At 65.1% G+C, this 17,029-nt stretch carries 11 protein-coding genes; 3 read left to right on the top strand and 8 right to left on the bottom strand.

Annotated features, from left to right (window positions below; genetic code table 11):
• Positions 1-16 precede the first annotated feature (16 nt).
• Both putA and I6F35_RS31550 read left to right on the top strand, forming a co-directional pair.
• Positions 17-3,016, top strand: a complete 3,000-nt coding sequence (gene putA / locus I6F35_RS31555; protein WP_225121544.1) for a bifunctional proline dehydrogenase/L-glutamate gamma-semialdehyde dehydrogenase PutA — start codon at positions 17-19, stop codon at positions 3,014-3,016.
• A gap of 212 nt (positions 3,017-3,228) precedes the next feature.
• Positions 3,229-4,434 carry a CoA transferase gene (locus tag I6F35_RS31550; RefSeq protein WP_225121543.1) on the top strand — a complete coding sequence of 402 codons (1,206 nt, stop codon included), beginning with the start codon at positions 3,229-3,231 and terminating at the stop codon, positions 4,432-4,434.
• Between the two features lie 54 nt (positions 4,435-4,488).
• Here the strand turns inward: I6F35_RS31550 and I6F35_RS31545 are convergent, their stop codons facing one another.
• The 8 genes from I6F35_RS31545 to I6F35_RS31510 form a co-directional block, all read right to left on the bottom strand.
• On the bottom strand, positions 4,489-6,045 hold the full coding sequence (locus tag I6F35_RS31545; RefSeq protein ID WP_225121542.1) for a hypothetical protein: 1,557 nt from the start codon (positions 6,043-6,045) through the stop codon (positions 4,489-4,491).
• A 107-nt stretch (positions 6,046-6,152) separates the two neighbouring features.
• A complete protein-coding gene (locus I6F35_RS31540; RefSeq protein ID WP_225121541.1) occupies positions 6,153-7,196 on the bottom strand; it encodes a hypothetical protein in 1,044 nt (347 codons plus the stop codon).
• 230 nt (positions 7,197-7,426) lie between these two features.
• Complete coding sequence (locus I6F35_RS31535) at positions 7,427-7,924, bottom strand: TPM domain-containing protein (protein ID WP_225121540.1); 498 nt, start codon at positions 7,922-7,924, stop codon at positions 7,427-7,429.
• Between the two features lies 1 nt (position 7,925).
• Positions 7,926-8,813, bottom strand: a complete 888-nt coding sequence (locus tag I6F35_RS31530; RefSeq protein WP_225121539.1) for a YgcG family protein — start codon at positions 8,811-8,813, stop codon at positions 7,926-7,928.
• Positions 8,814-8,835: 22 nt separating this feature from the next.
• Complete coding sequence (locus tag I6F35_RS31525) at positions 8,836-9,456, bottom strand: LemA family protein (RefSeq protein ID WP_225121538.1); 621 nt, start codon at positions 9,454-9,456, stop codon at positions 8,836-8,838.
• A 204-nt stretch (positions 9,457-9,660) separates the two neighbouring features.
• Complete coding sequence (locus tag I6F35_RS31520; protein WP_225121537.1) at positions 9,661-10,512, bottom strand: division plane positioning ATPase MipZ; 852 nt, start codon at positions 10,510-10,512, stop codon at positions 9,661-9,663.
• 445 nt (positions 10,513-10,957) lie between these two features.
• The gene (locus I6F35_RS31515; protein ID WP_225121536.1) at positions 10,958-13,282 is read right to left on the bottom strand and encodes a xanthine dehydrogenase family protein molybdopterin-binding subunit; all 2,325 of its coding nucleotides are present in this window, start codon (positions 13,280-13,282) and stop codon (positions 10,958-10,960) included.
• A gap of 142 nt (positions 13,283-13,424) precedes the next feature.
• On the bottom strand, positions 13,425-14,513 hold the full coding sequence (locus tag I6F35_RS31510; protein ID WP_225121559.1) for a trypsin-like peptidase domain-containing protein: 1,089 nt from the start codon (positions 14,511-14,513) through the stop codon (positions 13,425-13,427).
• Between the two features lie 351 nt (positions 14,514-14,864).
• On the opposite strand from I6F35_RS31510, the gene ftsH reads away from it, so the two are divergent.
• On the top strand, positions 14,865-16,703 hold the full coding sequence (gene ftsH / locus I6F35_RS31505) for an ATP-dependent zinc metalloprotease FtsH (RefSeq protein WP_225121535.1): 1,839 nt from the start codon (positions 14,865-14,867) through the stop codon (positions 16,701-16,703).
• The last annotated feature ends 326 nt before the right edge of the window (positions 16,704-17,029 follow it).

Genomic DNA, 17,029 nt, shown 5'->3' with positions numbered 1-17,029 from the left:
GTCTGAGGAAAACGCCATGCCAGTCGAATATGCTTCTCTTCCACCTTTCAGCGCCGCCTACGCGCCTGATGATGTCGCGATAGCATCGCGCCTGCTGTCGGATGCGCGGCTCGGCGCAGCGCAGGAAGCGCGGATCGACGCCACCGCGACGCGGCTGATCGAGGCGATCCGCACCAATGACGATCCGCTCGGCGGCATCGAGGACATGCTGCGGGAATTCGCGCTCTCGACCAAGGAGGGTCTGGCACTGATGGTGCTGGCGGAAGCGCTGCTGCGCGTGCCGGATGCGCGCACAGCCGACCAGTTCATCGAGGACAAGCTGGCGCAGGGCGATTTCGTCAATCACGAGACCAAGTCGGCCGCCTTCCTGGTCAATGCCTCGGCCTGGGCGCTCGGCATGTCCGCGCGGGTGATCCAGCCCGGCGAGACGCCGCAGGGCACGATCGGCCGACTGACCAAGCGACTCGGCGCGCCGGCGGTGCGCGCCGCCACGCGGCAGGCGATGCGGCTGATGGGCAGCCATTTCGTGCTCGGCGAGACCATCGAGGCGGCGCTGTCGCGGGCGAATTCGCATTCCGCGCACAAGCCGCGCTATTCCTTCGACATGCTCGGCGAAGGCGCGCGCACCGCCGAAGATGCCGAACGCTATTTCACTTCCTATGCGCGCGCGATCGAGGCGATCGGGCGCGCGGCGGACAGTCGCCCACTGCCCGACCGGCCCGGCATCTCGGTCAAACTTTCCGCGCTGCATCCGCGTTTCGAGGCGGTGAGCCAGACCCGCGTGATGCGTGAGCTCGTACCGCGGCTGATCGAGCTCGCGCGGCAGGCCAAGGCGTTCAATTTGAATTTCACCGTCGATGCCGAGGAAGCCGATCGGCTGGAATTGTCGCTTGACGGAATTGCCGCGGCGTTCGCCGACGGCGCGCTTGCCGGCTGGGACGGTTTCGGCCTCGCGATCCAGGCCTATCAGAAACGCGCCGGCGAGGTGATCGACTACGCCAGCCAGCTTGCGCAAAGCCTGGACCGGCGGATGATGGTGCGGCTGGTCAAGGGCGCCTATTGGGACACCGAGATCAAGCGCGCGCAGGAGCGCGGGCTCGACGATTATCCGGTCTTCACCCGCAAGGCGATGACCGATCTGAACTACGTCGCCTGTGCGCGAAAGCTGTTGGCGTTGCGGCCGCGTCTGTTTCCGCAATTTGCGACCCACAACGCCCTCACCGTTGCGACCATTCTTGAGTTGGCCGGCGACGGCGGCAGCTTCGAATTCCAGCGCCTGCACGGCATGGGCGAGGCGCTCTATGCGCAGCTTGCCAAGGACCGTCCCGACATCGCCCACCGCACCTATGCGCCGGTCGGCAGCCATCGCGACCTGCTCGCCTATCTGGTGCGGCGCCTGCTCGAGAACGGCGCCAATTCATCCTTCGTCGCGCTCGCCGCCGATGAGGCCGTGCCCGTGAAGGCGCTGCTGCGCCGGCCGGCCGACATCATCGGCACGGCCGAGCATGCGCGCCATCCAAACATCCCGCTGCCGCGGGACCTTTATCGGCCCGAGCGGCAGAATTCGCGCGGCATCGAGTTCGGCGAACGCGCCGCGCTGAATGGTCTCCTGACAGCGATCGGCGCCGTGACATTGCCAACAGCGGCAAGCAGCGAGGCTAGGCCGGAAACAGCAGTCGCCACCGCACGCGGCGGTTTTGGCCGCTGGAGCCGAACGCCGGCCGAGACACGGGCGAAAATCCTCGAACGCGCCGCCGACCTGTTGCAGCAGCGCGATCCGCATTTCATCGCGCTGTTGCAGCGGGAAGGCGGCAAGACGCTGGATGACGCGCTCTCTGAGGTACGCGAGGCCACCGATTTCTGCCGCTACTACGCCGCCCAGGGCCGCAAGCTGTTCGGCGACGGCGAGGCGATGCCGGGACCGACCGGCGAGAGCAATTTGCTCGTCTTGCGCGGCCGCGGCGTCTTCGTTGCGATCTCGCCGTGGAATTTTCCATTGGCGATCTTCCTCGGCCAGGTGACATCAGCGCTGATGGCGGGCAATTCGGTGGTGGCAAAGCCGGCCGAGCAGACGCCGTTGATCGCAGCGGAGGCGGTCGCGCTGCTGCACGCGGCGGGCGTGCCGGCTTCCGCCCTGCAACTGGTGCAAGGCGATGGCCGGATCGGCGCGGCGCTGGTGGCGCATCCGGACATCGCAGGCGTCGTCTTCACCGGCTCGACCGAAGTCGCGCGATCGATCAACCGGACCCTTGCTGCCAAAGACGGCCCGATCGTGCCGCTGATCGCCGAGACCGGCGGCATCAACGCGATGATCGTCGATGCCACCGCGCTGCCCGAGCAGGTCGCCGACGATGTCGTGACCTCGGCGTTCCGCTCGGCCGGACAGCGCTGTTCGGCGCTGCGGCTCTTGTTCGTCCAGGACGACGTCGCCGATCGCACGATCGAGATGATCGCGGGCGCCGCGCGCGAACTGAAGCTCGGCGATCCCAGCGATCCCTCGACCCATGTCGGACCGGTGATCGATGCCGAGGCGAAGCAGCGGCTCGACGCGCACATCGCGCGGATGAAACGAGAGGCCCGCGTCCATTTCGCCGGCACCGCGCCGGAGGGCAATTTCGTCGCCCCGCACATCTTCGAACTGGCGAGCGCCGGCCAGCTCACCGAGGAGGTGTTCGGCCCGGTCCTGCACGTGGTGCGCTATCGCGCCGAAAACCTTGGAGACGTGCTGCGCGCGATCGAGGCAACGGGCTACGGGCTGACGCTCGGCATCCACTCGCGCATCGATGACGCTGTGGAAGACATTGTCGAGCGCCTCGCGGTCGGCAACATCTATGTCAACCGCAACATGATCGGCGCCGCCGTCGGCGTGCAGCCGTTCGGCGGAAGTGGCCTCTCAGGCACCGGACCCAAGGCCGGCGGCCCGCATTACCTGGCGCGGTTTGCGACCGAACAGACCGTGACGGTGAACACGGCCGCCGCCGGCGGCAATGCCGCGCTGATGGCGGGCGGGGAGTAGCGCCGTTCGTCATTGCGAGGAGCGTAGCGACGAAGCAATCCATGCCTCCGCAAGCGGCGAAATGGATTGCTTCGCTTCGCTCGCAATGACGGCCCAAACAGCCGTTGCATCCCGCACCCGACATGGGTCAAATGCCCCCTCCTCGGGATCATCGGCAGCGGTAATTCCACCTCACGAACAACAGCAACAAACGTCACGGGAGCGACGGCACGATGGAAAAAGGCATCTTTGAAGGCTTGAAGGTTCTGGACTGTGCGAGCTTCATTGCGGCTCCGGCGGCCGCGACCGTGCTGTCCGACTTCGGCGCCGACGTGATCAAGATCGAGCCGCCCGGGGCCGGCGATCCCTACCGCAATCTGCCGAACCTGCCCGGCTATCCCCACACCGAGCATAATTTCGCCTGGCTGCTGGAGGCGCGCAACAAGAAGAGCCTGGCGCTCGACCTCACCAAGCCGGAGGCGCAGGCGGTGCTCTACAAGCTCGTGGCCGAAGCCGACGTCTTCATCACCAACATGCCGCCGCAGGTGCGCGCCAAGCTCGGCATTACTCATGACCACCTCGCCCATCTCAACGACCGCCTGATCTACGCTTCCTTCACCGGCTATGGCGAAAAGGGCGAGGAAGCCAACAAGCCGGGCTTCGACAGCAACGCCTATTGGGCGCGCTCCGGCCTGATGGATCTGGTGCGCGCGGATGAGGACACCACGCCGGCGCGCTCCGTCGCCGGCATGGGCGACCACCCCTGCGCGATGGCGTTCTACGGCGCGATCGTCACCGCTTTGTTCAAGCGCGAGCGCACCGGCAAGGGCTCGCATGTCTCGACCAACCTGATGGCGAACGGCGTCTGGGCCAACAGCGTGCTGGCGCAGGCAAAACTCTGCGGCGCGAAATTCTCCAAGCGCAAGCCGCGCGAAGAGGCGCTGAACGCCGTGACCAATCACTACAAATGCAGGGACGGCCGCTGGATCATCCTGTCGCTGCTCAACGAGGAGCGGCAATGGCCGACGCTGGCACGCTGCCTCGGCCGCGAGGATCTCGTCGCCGACGAGCGCTTCGCCACCAAGGCCGTCCGCCATGCGCGCTCGGTCGAACTGATCAAGATCCTCGATGAGATCTTCGCCACCAAGGACCTCGCCGAATGGCGCAAGATCCTCGACGGCAGTGGGCTGGTGTTCGGCGTGGTCGGCATCCTCGACGACATCCCGACCGATAAGCAGATGATCGAAAATGAGGTGCTGGTGCGGTTCGAGAACGACACCATGCTGACCGTCAACAGCCCGATCTTCATCGACGGCGAGAAGAAGGTGCAGCCGCGCAAGCCGCCGGAAGTCGGCGAGCACAGCGATGAGATCCTGCGGCAGGCGGGCTATGACGAGGCTGCGATCAGCAGGCTGCGCGCTGCGGGTGCAGTGGCGTAAATCGAACGCGTACCATTCTTCTCCTCTTATCGCTGGCGAGAGGTTGGGGCCGCTTTACCGGCCCTTGATGAAGCACATGCCCATGCGCGACGTCTTGCCGGCGACCTGGCAGGCGAGACCCTCGGCGCAGGTCCAGTTGCGGAAACTGCGGTCGTTGTCGGCAGGTTTCGGGCTTTGCTGATAGCAATGGGCGCCCCAGCCGTCTTCATATTCGGTGCCGGCAAGCTCGGTGCTGCCGCGCAGCTGCGGGCGGTTGGAGAAGCCGCGGGAGAAATCGGGTTCGGCACCGCGGGCGAACGCGGCCAGGATGTCGCGGCGGCGGACCTGGTCGCCGAAGAAATGCGGCGAGGCCGGCACCACAGTCGTGTTCGACGGCTTGGCCGCCAGCCAGTCGGCGCCGGGGAAATGGAAGCCGCCGATGCCGCGGGTCTGGTGGCAGCCGGCGCAGGTAACATCGTTGAGCCGGCGCTCGAAGCCTGCGACCGAGCGGATGTTCTGCAGCCTGGTGCCGTCTTCCGCTGCCTTCTTCAGCGCGCCGACGATGTCATTGTCATCGAATGCAGCCGCACTGCTTTCACCCTTCATCATCCCATATTCGGGCTGCAGCTCCGAGACGTCGAATCCCGCCGGCGTCGGTGCGATGGCAGCCTTCGCGAGGAATTTTTCCGGAATCAGGATCGTACCGCGGTCGAGCTCGGCGAAATGCCTGGCGTCGAGCAGCCAGCTCTTGAACTCGCGTTTCAGGTTCGCGTCGGCCAGGATGCGATCGCGGTCGATCTGGTTTTCCAGCGGCGCTTCCTCGAAACGGCCAGCGTCGCCGATATAGTTGAACACCTTCAGGAGATAGTCGGTGCGGAAATCGCGGGTCGGCGATTTCGGCGCGTGGGCGATCTGCAGGTTGGTCTCGATCTGCTCGATATTCCGATTGTCGATGAGGTCGAGTGGGCCGTCCTTGCCGATGAGCTTTTGAGGATCCATTGAGGCGGCGTCGCCAATGGCGAGCCAGCGCCGCGCGATCTCGCCGCAAGTGATCGCGGCGCCATTTCGATCGTGCGCGCCCTCGCCCTTCGCCTTCAGGACCAGATTGAGCGTCATCGGCAGCCGCTGCGAGACCGCGTTCTCGCCGATCACGGGCGCATCGACGCGCGTCAGCCGATAGATCAGGCGGATCTCGCCGCAGCTATCGGACGATACATAGGCGCGGTCCATGCGGTTGATGATGCCGGCCAGCACGAAGCGCGTTGCGGCGGAGTAGAGCTGCGCGCGATCGAATAGCTGAAAGGCGAAGCTATCGCCGACGCCGATGGTTTCGTTCGGAAGGTTTTGCTGGTGCCTTGCGATGTAGCGATCGAACTCGCGATCGATCGCCGCGCGGATCGGCGCCATCGACGGCAGCGCGAACAGTTCGGCGTCATCGAGCGGAAGATCGGTCGATCGCTGCGGCGACAGCATGCGCCCAAGGCCGAACCGGCCGCGATCGAGATCACGTAGCACCGATGGATCTGTGATCGCGGCGCCCCGCTCGAGCGGCTTGTCCTCCGCGGCACGCGCCGCCAAGGCGCCGCACGACAGGGCGAGCAGGATCACAAGAAAACGCAGCGCGCGGCTCATGCCCCACTAACACCGCGTGATGCGGCGTATTCAAGTCAAAAGCCGCCTCACATCGCGGTGAGGACGTAGCCCGGGTGGAGCGAAGCGCAACCCGGGCTATGAGATCGCTAGCGCGCGACGATCAGGCCCTTGCTGGTGACGACGACCCAGCGGCCGTCCTGGCGGCGGATCGCATCGACGCGGCCGAGGCCGGGAATGGGATCGCCGGCATAGACCTCGTAGAGGCCGCGGCGGCCTTCGATCAATGCACCGCCATTACTGACGTCGCGCAGCACCCAGCCTTCCACCGTCGGCAGCCGACCGATCTCGGGCTTCGGAGCCGCGGCAGCGGCCGTCGTCGCCGGCGGCGTCACGCTGCCGGTCACGTCCCTGGCTGCGGCGGGCTGAGCCGCGGCGACCGGGGCCGGCGCGGCTGCAGCGGCCTTCAGCTTCTCGACGGTGTCGCTGAGCTTGGCGAGCTTCGCGGCCGGCTCGGCCTGCGCCTTTTCGAGCTTGTCGAGACGGTCGCTGGTCTTGTTGAACTGGCTCGCCCCCGTCTTGGAAGCGTGCTCGAGCCCGGCTTTCAGCGCGGTGACATCGGCATCGATGCGCGCGATCGAGGCTTCGAGCGCGGTGTCCTTCGGCGGAGGCGCTGCTGCTACCGCGGGCTTGGTGAAATAGCCGAGGCCTGCGGTGGCGAGCGCGCCGCCGATCGCGCCTGCCGCGGTCGCGAGCACGACGACTGCCGCCATCGCGGCGAAGCGGCGCTTGCCTGACGATGCCGGCTTCTCGTCATTGGCGGACTTGGCGGCCACGCCTTCGTCGTCCCAGATGCGATCGCCGGGCGACATGATCATGAGCTTGCCGGGCGTGCGCGGTGCCTCCGGCGCGGTCGGCTCGACTTTGGGCGGCTCGACCTTGGGCGCTTCCGCCTTGATCGCTTCGAACTTGGGAGCATCATGCTTCGGCGCCTCGAACTTCGGCGCCTCAGGCTTCGGATCGTCCGCGATGGGAGACGTCTCTTCCTGGTTGGCCGCGATCTCCGGCGCCTTCATGTCGGCCGAAGACGCAGGCGCGGTTTGTGCGCTTGCGGCGGACGGAGCGGCCGGCCCGGCGCCGCTGGCTCCGGCCTCAGCTTGGATCGGGGCGGGCTCTTGGTCACTCACGTTCAAAATCTCCAGATTAGGTTGACCATTTGGTAACTTTTATTGCATGCGAATTCGTTACTGGCAGGAGCCCTTACCGAAATTTAAGGAACTTTCCGGGGCCATCACGATGTGCCGCACTGACTCTGAGGCAGATGACGTCAATTTTGAGGAAGACCGGATGAACCGGACATGACCGGAACTGCAGCGGTATTGAGACGCCGATCCGCACGTCATTCCGCGTTCGCTTCGCGCCCCTACATCACGACCGGCTCATCCGGCAGTTCGTTCGGACCGCGGTCTTGCTGTGGGAAATGCCGGGCCAGTTCGCGTGAAACGGCTTCGATGCCCTTGATCACGCCATGCTCGAAATCGCCGGCACGAAAATCTTCCTCCATCGTGCGACAAATCGCCTCCCAGCCTTCGGCGCCCACTTTGGCGTGAATGCCGCGGTCCGCGACGATCTCGACGTCGCGGTCGGCGAGCAGGAGATAGATCAGGACGCCGTTGTTGTGCGCGGTATCCCAGATGCGCAAATGCGCGAACACATCGAGCGCGCGCTCGCGCGCAGTTTGGTCACGCAACAAGGGCACGCCGTCGAGCGCGCCTTCGACGACGAACCGGATCTGGCCCGAATGGGCGGCTTCGCCTGCCTTGATCGCCTGCTCGATCGCGTCGAGCACGCGCGGCGGAAACAGGCGCTGCACCCGCCAGCGGTGTTCGACGAGGTGCCTGCCGATGCGCCGGATGTCCATGCTACCAGCTCCCCGATGCGCCGCCGCCGCCAAAGCCGCCGCCCCTGCCGCTGAAGCCGCCGCTATCGCGCGAACGGCCGCCGCCGGACCAGCCGCCGCCATAACCGCCGCCCGGCCAGCCGCCGCGGCGATAATTGCCTGGACCGCCCCAACCCCAGCTGCCGGCGAGCAAGGTGACGACCACGGCGATGATCGCAAGCAGCACGGCTGCGGCGACTGAACCGGCAAGCAGCCAGGCGAACAAGCCGACGATGCCGCCGGTGGCGGCGGCGCCGAGCAGCCGGCCCAGCATCGTCCGCAGAAACGAGCCCAGCACGAAGATGCCGACAATGACGAAGGGATTGAAAGGATCGATCTGGTTGAAGACGTTCGGCGCCTGCCAATGTTCCGGCTCCGGCGCCGGCAGTTGCTCGCCGTCGATCAGGCGGATCATCCGGTTGACGCCGGCGGCGACGCCGCCTGCGAAATCGCCGGTCTTGAATTTCGGCGTGATGATCTCGTCGATGATGCGCCGTGTGGTGGCATCGGTGAGCACGCCTTCGAGGCCATAGCCGACCTCGATGCGCAGATGGCGGTCGTTCTTGGCGATGACGAGCAATGCGCCGTCGTCGATTTTCCTGCGGCCGATCTTCCAGGCCTCCGCGACGCGGATCGAGAACTGCTCGATGGTCTCATCGCCCGTGGTCGGCACGATCAGCACCGCGATCTGGCTGCCCTTGCGCTTCTCCAGATCCTCGAGCGTCTGCGTCAGCGAGGCGATGTCGCCCGACGACAGCGTTCCGGTCTGGTCGACGACGCGACCGGTGAGCGGCCGCACTGCGACTTCGGCGAAGGCTGGAAAAATCCAGCCCACCAGCAGCGCAAGCAGGATAGCGCGTGCAGCATTCATCGGAAGTGAATCGCGCGTTGGACTATTTCGCCGGCGACGGCGATGGCGATGGCGATGGACCAAAGTCGACCTTCGGTGCGACCGAAATCTCCTTTTCGTTCTCGACCGTGAAGTTCGGCTTCTCCTTGTAGCCGAACGCCATCGCGGTCAGATTGTTCGGGAAGGTGCGGATGCCGACGTTATAGTCCTGCACCGACTTGATGTAGCGGTTGCGCGCCACCGTGATGCGGTTCTCGGTGCCTTCAAGCTGGGACACCAGATCGCGGAACAGGGCATCGGACTTGAGCTGCGGATAGTTCTCGGTGACGACCAGCAGCCGTGACAGCGCGCCCGTGAGCTCGCCCTGCGCCTGCGTGAATTTCTGGAACGCGGCGGGATCGTTCAGCACTTCCGGCGTCGCCTGGATGCTGCCGACCTTGGCGCGCGCATTGGTGACGCCGAGCAGCACGTCCTTTTCCTGTTGCGCAAAACCCTTCACGGTATTGACAAGGTTGGGCACGAGATCGGCGCGGCGCTGATACTGGTTGACCACTTCCGACCAGCTCGACTTGACCTGCTCGTCATTGGTCTGGATCGCGTTGTAGCCGCAATTGGTCAGGCTCAATGTCGCCAGCGCCGCCAGCACGCTCCAAAATTTCCGCATCGCAATTCTCCCGGTCTGCTGCTTGCCGTCTAACGTAGCAGAACGGCGGCGTGAAGCCGCACGTTTTTGTCATTCCGGCGCGCGCAGCGCGAGCCCGGAATCCATTTCGCCGCCGCGAATGCGGCCGGATGGATTCCGGGCCTGCGCCCAAGAAGGCGCATCCCGGAATGACCGGAGGATGACGGGGGTTTAGTTTAAATTGGTTCAGGCCGCCGCGACGGCCTGGAGGCTGTCGGCCATCTCGCCCGCGGTCACGGCGTTGCCGAGCCCGATCGTCGTGATCAGCTTCAGCATCTCCAACCGCGCGGAGACATGCGACATGGTCGGGCGCGTGCCGAGCGTGAGTTCGTCAAGATCGTCGACAGCGGTGAGCCCACGCGGAAAAAATTCGCGGAAGATCACGCGTTCGGCGAGACCGTCCACGCAGCGGAACTGCAACCGGTGCGAAAGCTGTTGCAGGCCGTCCCCGACCAGGCGCTTGTTGCGCGAGCCGAGCGCGGATAGGCGGTTGCGCAAGACGATCCAGTCGATGGCGCCGTGATGCGCCACGCGGCGGCGGCCGCGGGCTTCCTCGACCACGTCGGCGTAATGACTGGTGCCGATGATGTGGAAGGTCTCGGGGTGCACGGTGCCGAGCACGTCGAGATCGACGAAGCTGTCGTTGAGCGGCGTGATCAGGGTGTCTGCCAGCGCGTGCGCCGTCCGCGACAAATAGTCGTCATGGCCGGGCGTGTCGATGACGACGACATCATAGCGGCCGGCCAATGTGCCGATGGTCTCCTCAAGCGCCTTGCAGCCAGCCGTCTCCTCTTCCGCGGAAGGATATGCAAGCTGGCCGAAACAGAAATGTTCTGGAACGCCGATATCGCGCTGCAGGTGCCTGGCCCAGGCGCGCCGGTTCTCGATCAGACGGGTGAAGCTGCGCTGCCTGGTATCGAGATCGATCGTGGCGACCGCTTGACCCGACTTCATCAGCGCGGCCGCCACATGGATGGCGACGGTCGATTTCCCCGAGCCGCCCTTTTCATTGCCAATGACGATTACGCGAGCGGACATGCCTTCGTCTCTCAAGTTCCAATTGAGTCATCGCTTAGCGCAACCATTGGGCTTGATTCGCGCGAATCCCGCAAGAGTCCGGGGGTCAGATTTCGTTGCCAGAAATTCCCGCGCCGCGAGGCGATTTCGTAGCCCGGGTGAAGCGAAGCGCAACCCGGGCTGCACTTGCCCGCTCTCAGACCCTCATGGTGAGGAGCGCGCAGCGCGTCTCGAACCATCAGGCCCCGCCGGTGGCGTCGCCCTTCGAGACGGCCGCTGCGCGGCCTCCTCAGGGTGAGGGGATAGATTAGATCTCGTTGCTCTTCTTCTCGCGCTGGCGGCCCACCCGGGCTACGCCTCGCACCCGTCATTGCGAGCGCAAGCGAAGCAATCCATGACGCCACTTGCGGAGGCGTGGATTGCTTCCTCGCTGCGCGCCTCGCAATGACGAGAAGAGAATGGAGCTTTAGGCCTTGGCCTTGGCGTCCTGAATCGCCTGCCAGACCTTTGCCGGCGTCAGCGGCGTATTGAGCTGGGAAATGCCGAGTTCGCTCAGTGCGTCCATCACACCGTTGGTGATGCAGGGCGGGCCGCCGATCGCGCCGGATTCGCCGCAGCCCTTGGCGCCGAGCGGATTGGTCTTGCACGGCGCGGACGGATCGAGCGTGACCACGATCGGCGGCACGTCGGCCGCGCGCGGCACGCAATAATCCTGATAGGTCGCGGTCAGGAGCTGGCCTTCATCGCTGTAGGCGACGCTCTCATAGAGCGCCTGCCCGATACCTTGCGCGACGCCGCCGTGAATCTGGCCCGTCACCAGCATCGGATTGACGGCAACGCCGACGTCGTCAACCGTGGTGTAGCGCACCACGCGGGTGACGCCGGTCTCCGGATCGATCTCGACCTCGCAGATATGCGTGCCGTTCGGCCAGCTCGGCCCGTCGACCTCGCCCTGACTGTCGACAGAGAGCCGCGCGCCGTCTTCCTTCTTGGCGATCTCGAACAGGCTGACGCGCTTGTCGGTGCCGACCACGGTGAGAAAGCCGTCGCGATACTCGATGTCTTCGACGGAGGCTTCCAGCGCATTGGACGCCTTTTCGCGCGCCTTGTTGATCATGTCGTTGGTCGAGACCGCCACGGCCGTGCCGCCGACAAACAGCGAGCGCGAGCCGACGCTGCCGAAGCCGGTGGCCAGATCGGTATCGCCCTGCACGACGTCGATCTTGTCCAGGGGAATGCCGAGCGTGTCCGAGATCATCTGGGTGTAGGTGGTCTGCAGGCCCTGCCCCATCGCCATGGTGCCGGAATGCAGGATGATGCGGCCCTCCGCGGTCGCATGCAGGCTGACCTTCTCGGTGTGGGCGCGACCGCCGGTCCATTCGATATAGCTGGTCAGGCCGCGGCCGTAGAGCAGGCCCTTCTTCTTTGCGGCCTTCTTGCGGGCAGAGAAGCCATTCCAGTCGGCGAGATCGGACGCGCGCTCCAGCATGTGCGCGAAGGCGCCGGAGTCATAGACCTGGCCGACCGCGTTGGTATAGGGCAGTTGCGCCGGTTTGATGTAGTTCACCTTTCGGATGGTGCGCGGATCCGTGCCAATCTGGCGCGCCGCGGCATCGAACAGCCGCTCGACGATGAACACCGCTTCCGGCCGGCCCGCGCCGCGATAGGCGCCGACCGGTGCGGTGTGGGTCATCACCGACTTCACTTCGAAATGCACCAGCGGCAGATCGTAGACGCCGGTTTGCACGAACGGGCCGAGCACCAGCGGAATGATGTTGCCGGCGCCGGAGGAATAGGCGCCGGTGCCGCCGATCGAGCGCACGCGATAGGCCAGCACACGGCCCTTGGCATCAAGCGCGAACTCCCCGGTCGAGGTGAGGTCGCGGCCATGGGTGCCGCCGACGAAATCGTCGGTGCGGTCGCCGCGCCAGCGGATCTTCTTGTTCAGCTTGGTCGCGGCATAGGCGACGATGCCGTCCTCCGGATAAAGATTGGTCTTCTGGCCGAAGCCGCCGCCAATATCGCCGACCAGCACGCGGATGCTCTCCTTCGGCCGCTTCAGGACCGCGTCCGCCAGCACGTCGCGGGTCGAGGCCGGTGTCTGCGATTGGACATGCAGGATCAGGCGGCCGGTCTTCTTCTCGATTTCGGCAATGGTCGAGCGCGGCTCCATCGCCGACGGCACCAGGCGCTGGCTGACGAGATCGAGCGAGACCACGTGGTCCGCTTTCGCGAAGGCTTCCTCGACCTTGGCGGCATCGCCATAGCTCATGGCGGCGACGATGTTATCGGGCGCTTCCGGCCACACCAAAGGAGCGCCGGGCTTGATCGCCTCGAGCGGATCGACCACCGAGGGGAGCACCTCGTAATCGACCACGATCGCTTCCGATGCGGTCTGCGCCAGCACCCGGGACGCGGCGACCACGACCGCCACCGGCTCGCCGGCAAAGCGCACCACTTCATGCGCGAGCAGGCGGCGCGGCGGCACCGTCATCGGCGAGCCGTCCGGCCGCTTGAAGATAGCAAGCGTCGGGATGGTGCCGATGTTGTCGGCCACGAGATCGGCGCCGGTATAGACCGCCTCGACGCCGGGCATCTCCTTGGCCGCCGTGGCATCGATCGAAACGATCCTGGCGTGGGCATGTGGTGAGCGCAGCACATGCAGCCACAACGCGCCATCTTCCGGCTTGTCGTCGATGAACTGTCCCTTCCCGGTGAGCAGTCTCTGGTCTTCCAAACGCTTGACCGGCTGGCCCGCACCGAAACGCAAATTGCCGGGAAGAATGTTCATCAGTTCGTCCTTCAAAGTCTTCTTGGGATGGCGCGTTTTAACGGATTTTTCCCGCGAGACAACCGACGGCAGACGGGCGCAGACGCGCCATCCCGCCCACGCATAAGGACGAGTGACTACTCGCAGACCAATGACGGGAATTTTATTGCGTGCGGCCGATATCAACGATGTCGACATCGACATCACGCGTTTCCGAGCCGCGCTTCAGGCTGATCTTCACCTTCTTCCCGGCGCCAATCTGCTCGAGCTGATCGGTCAGGTCGGAGAGGCGGTGGACCGGCTTGCCGTCGGCGGCCGTGATGACGTCGCCGAGATTGCCTGAGGCAAGATCGACGCCGCGGATCCCGGCGCGATCTGCCGGAGAACCGGGCGCCGTGCGCACGACGATGACGCCTTCGGTGCCCAAGCGAGTGGCAACTGCCTCGCTGGCGGCGACAATGCCGATACCCGGCGTCGGCACGCGGCCATTGCGGATCAGTTCGGGCACCACGCGGTTGACGATGTCGACGGGGACGGCAAAGCCGATCCCGGCATTCGATCCCGACGGCGACAGGATCGCCGTCGTCACGCCTATCAGCCTTCCGGCGGAATCGAGCAGCGGGCCGCCGGAATTGCCGGGATTGATCGCGGTATCGGTCTGGATCACGTTGGCGATCTCGCGCCCTGTGGAGGTCGGAAGCCGCCGCTTGAGCGCGCTGATGATGCCGCTGGACATCGACTGGTCGAGCCCGAAAGGATTGCCGATTGCGAAGGCAAACTGGCCGACCTTGAGGTCGGAAGAACTGCCGATCGCAACCGGCGGCGGCAGCGTGCGCGCGCTCCTGATCCGCAGCACCGCCAGGTCATAATTCGGCGCGGTGCCGACAAGCTCGGCGCGCGCCACTTCGCCCGAGGCAAAGCGGATCGCCAGCACGCTTGCCTCCTGCACGACGTGGTTGTTGGTGACGACATGGCCGTCATTGTCCCAGACGAATCCGGTCCCCGATGATCCGCCGCCTTCCGACTCCTCGCTGAGCGGGTTGGCGGCGGACTGCGCCGCCACCTGCACGACCGAAGGCGAGACCCGTTCGAAGATCTCGATATTGGCGCGCTCGGCATCGGAAAGCGGGCCGCGCTGCTCGACCGAGCGGGCGGCCGAGCTAGTCCACGGCGCGTTGCGAATATTGCTGAGGGTCATAGCCGCCAAAATGGCCGCGACCACAGCGAGAACAACAAGATAGCGACGATTCATCGGCATCGGATCTCCTGGCAACAAACGCGACAATTGGCAGGAGGTTTCTGCTACGTGAACTGACCACAGCGTCGCATGAGAACATGATCCGATTACACAAATCGGATCACGATCTCATCTCTTTGTTGGAACATGATCTTTTCGGAAAACCGGTCTCCACTTTTCCGGATCATGCTCTAGCGCTTTTTTCGCGTTGGCGACCCGGCGCCATTTGTCGCGCGGAGGGTTGAAACCCGGCCGTGGCGCGCTAGTTGTCCCATTACGGTAAATTGTCGGCTGCCCGCGGGGCACGTCCAAGGCCATGGACCGACGCTTGCAGCGGCCCATGTCGGTGTTGATCGGAGGGCGGTCATGAACAAGCAGACGCGTTTCAATATCGGATATGCGGTCGCCGCGATCTTCGCGGTCATGCTTATTCAGTACATATACACGACCGCCAGCAAGATCGCCGTTATCCCTTATAGCGAATATCAGCAATTGCTGCGCGAGGGAAAGATCGAGAGCGTCGGCATCTCAGACCGCACGCTTCAAGGTACGTTGAAAGAGCCGCTGCCTGGCGGACAGAAGCAGTTCATCACCACGCGCGTCGATCCGGAGGTCGCGCAAGAGCTCGAGAAACATAATGTCCGCTTCACCGGGCAGATCGAGAGCACGTTCCTGCGCGATCTCCTGTCATGGGTCATGCCGGTGCTGTTGTTCTTCGGCCTGTGGTGGTTCATCGCCAGGCGCGCCGCGCAAGGTGGAGGTCTCGGCGGCGGGCTGATGGCGATCGGCAAGAGCAAGGCCAAGATCTATGTCGAGGCCGACACCGGCGTGAATTTTAGCGATGTGGCCGGCGTCGACGAAGCCAAGGACGAATTGCGCGAGGTGGTCGATTTCCTGAAGAACCCGACCGACTATGGCCGGCTCGGCGGCCGCATGCCCAAGGGCGTGCTGCTGGTCGGCCCGCCCGGCACCGGCAAGACGCTGCTTGCCAAGGCGGTCGCCGGCGAGGCCAAGGTGCCTTTCTTCTCGATCTCCGGCTCCGAATTCGTCGAAATGTTCGTCGGCGTCGGGGCGGCGCGCGTGCGCGACCTGTTCCAGCAGGCGCACCAGAAGGCGCCCGCGATCATCTTCATCGACGAACTCGACGCGCTCGGCCGCGCCCGCGGCATCGGCCCGTTCGCCGGCGGCCATGACGAGAAGGAGCAGACGCTGAACCAGCTCCTGGTCGAGCTCGACGGCTTCGACTCGCGCTCCGGCCTCGTCATCCTCGCCGCCACCAACCGGCCGGAAATCCTCGATCCCGCGCTGCTGCGCGCCGGCCGCTTCGACCGCCAGGTGCTGGTCGATCGCCCGGACAAAAAGGGACGCACCGAGATCCTCAACGTCCACGCCAAGAAGGTGAAGCTTGCGCCGGGCGTCGATCTCGAGGCGGTTGCAGCGCTGACGCCGGGATTCACCGGCGCCGATCTCGCCAACCTCGTCAACGAGGCCGCGCTGCTGGCGACCCGCCGCGGCGGCGAGGCCGTGACCATGAGCGACTTCAACAATGCGATCGAGCGCATGGTGGCTGGGCTGGAAAAGCGCAACCGGCTGCTCAACCCGAAGGAGCGCGAGATCGTCGCCTATCACGAGATGGGCCATGCGCTGGTGGCGCTGTCGCTGCCGGGCGTCGATCCCGTGCACAAAGTCTCGATCATTCCGCGCGGTGTCGGCGCGCTCGGCTACACCATCCAGCGTCCGATCGAAGACCGCTTCCTGATGACGAAGGAGGAACTGGAGAACAAGATGGCGGTGCTGCTCGGCGGCCGCGTCGCCGAGTTGATCGTGTTCGACCATCTCTCCACCGGCGCCGCCGACGACCTGCGCCGGGTGACCGACATCGCCCGCAGCATGGTGACGCGCTATGGCATGTCGGAAAAGCTCGGCAGCATCGCCTATGACCGCGAGCCCGGCAATTTCCTGGCCGGAGCCGACCGGCCCTACCCCATGCCCGAACGCGACTATGCGGAAGAGACCGCTGCTGTCGTCGACCACGAGGTGCGCGACATCGTCGAGCGTGTGTTCCAGCGCACGCAGGGCATCCTGAGCGCGCGGCGCGCAGTGCTCGACCGCGCGGCGAAGAAGCTGCTGGAGAAGGAGACGCTGGAGCAGCGCGATCTCGAAGCGTTGATCCGCGAGACGCCAGAGGGGTTACGTGCGGTGTGAACCGCAGAGTTGCAGGGTTCGCATAGCGAAGCGAGCACCTTCACGAGCGGAGCATGAAATGGTGGGCACGGCGCAAGCGCGCCTTTGCCCACTCTAAGGCGGCCTACCTGCGAAGCGTGGAAGCGCCGATCGATGCACTACCCGACTGCAGCCGACCAGGCAGAGGGCCGGCATTTGTCGTATTCCTCCAGGTGGGAACCGCGTTTGTCGAGCCAACCGATGGCCAATAATACGATCCCACTGACGGCCCGACGACCGCCCCGTATCCGGCAGTTCCGGCTGTTTGCGCCAGCGCCGCTGTGCTCGAGAGAGCAAGTGCAGTCGCC

This window comes from Bradyrhizobium sp. BRP22, assembly GCF_020194175.1.
Lineage (GTDB): Bacteria > Pseudomonadota > Alphaproteobacteria > Rhizobiales > Xanthobacteraceae > Bradyrhizobium.
The sequence above is the reverse complement of the archived record's forward strand: the minus strand, read 5'-3'. Positions and strand labels throughout refer to the sequence as shown.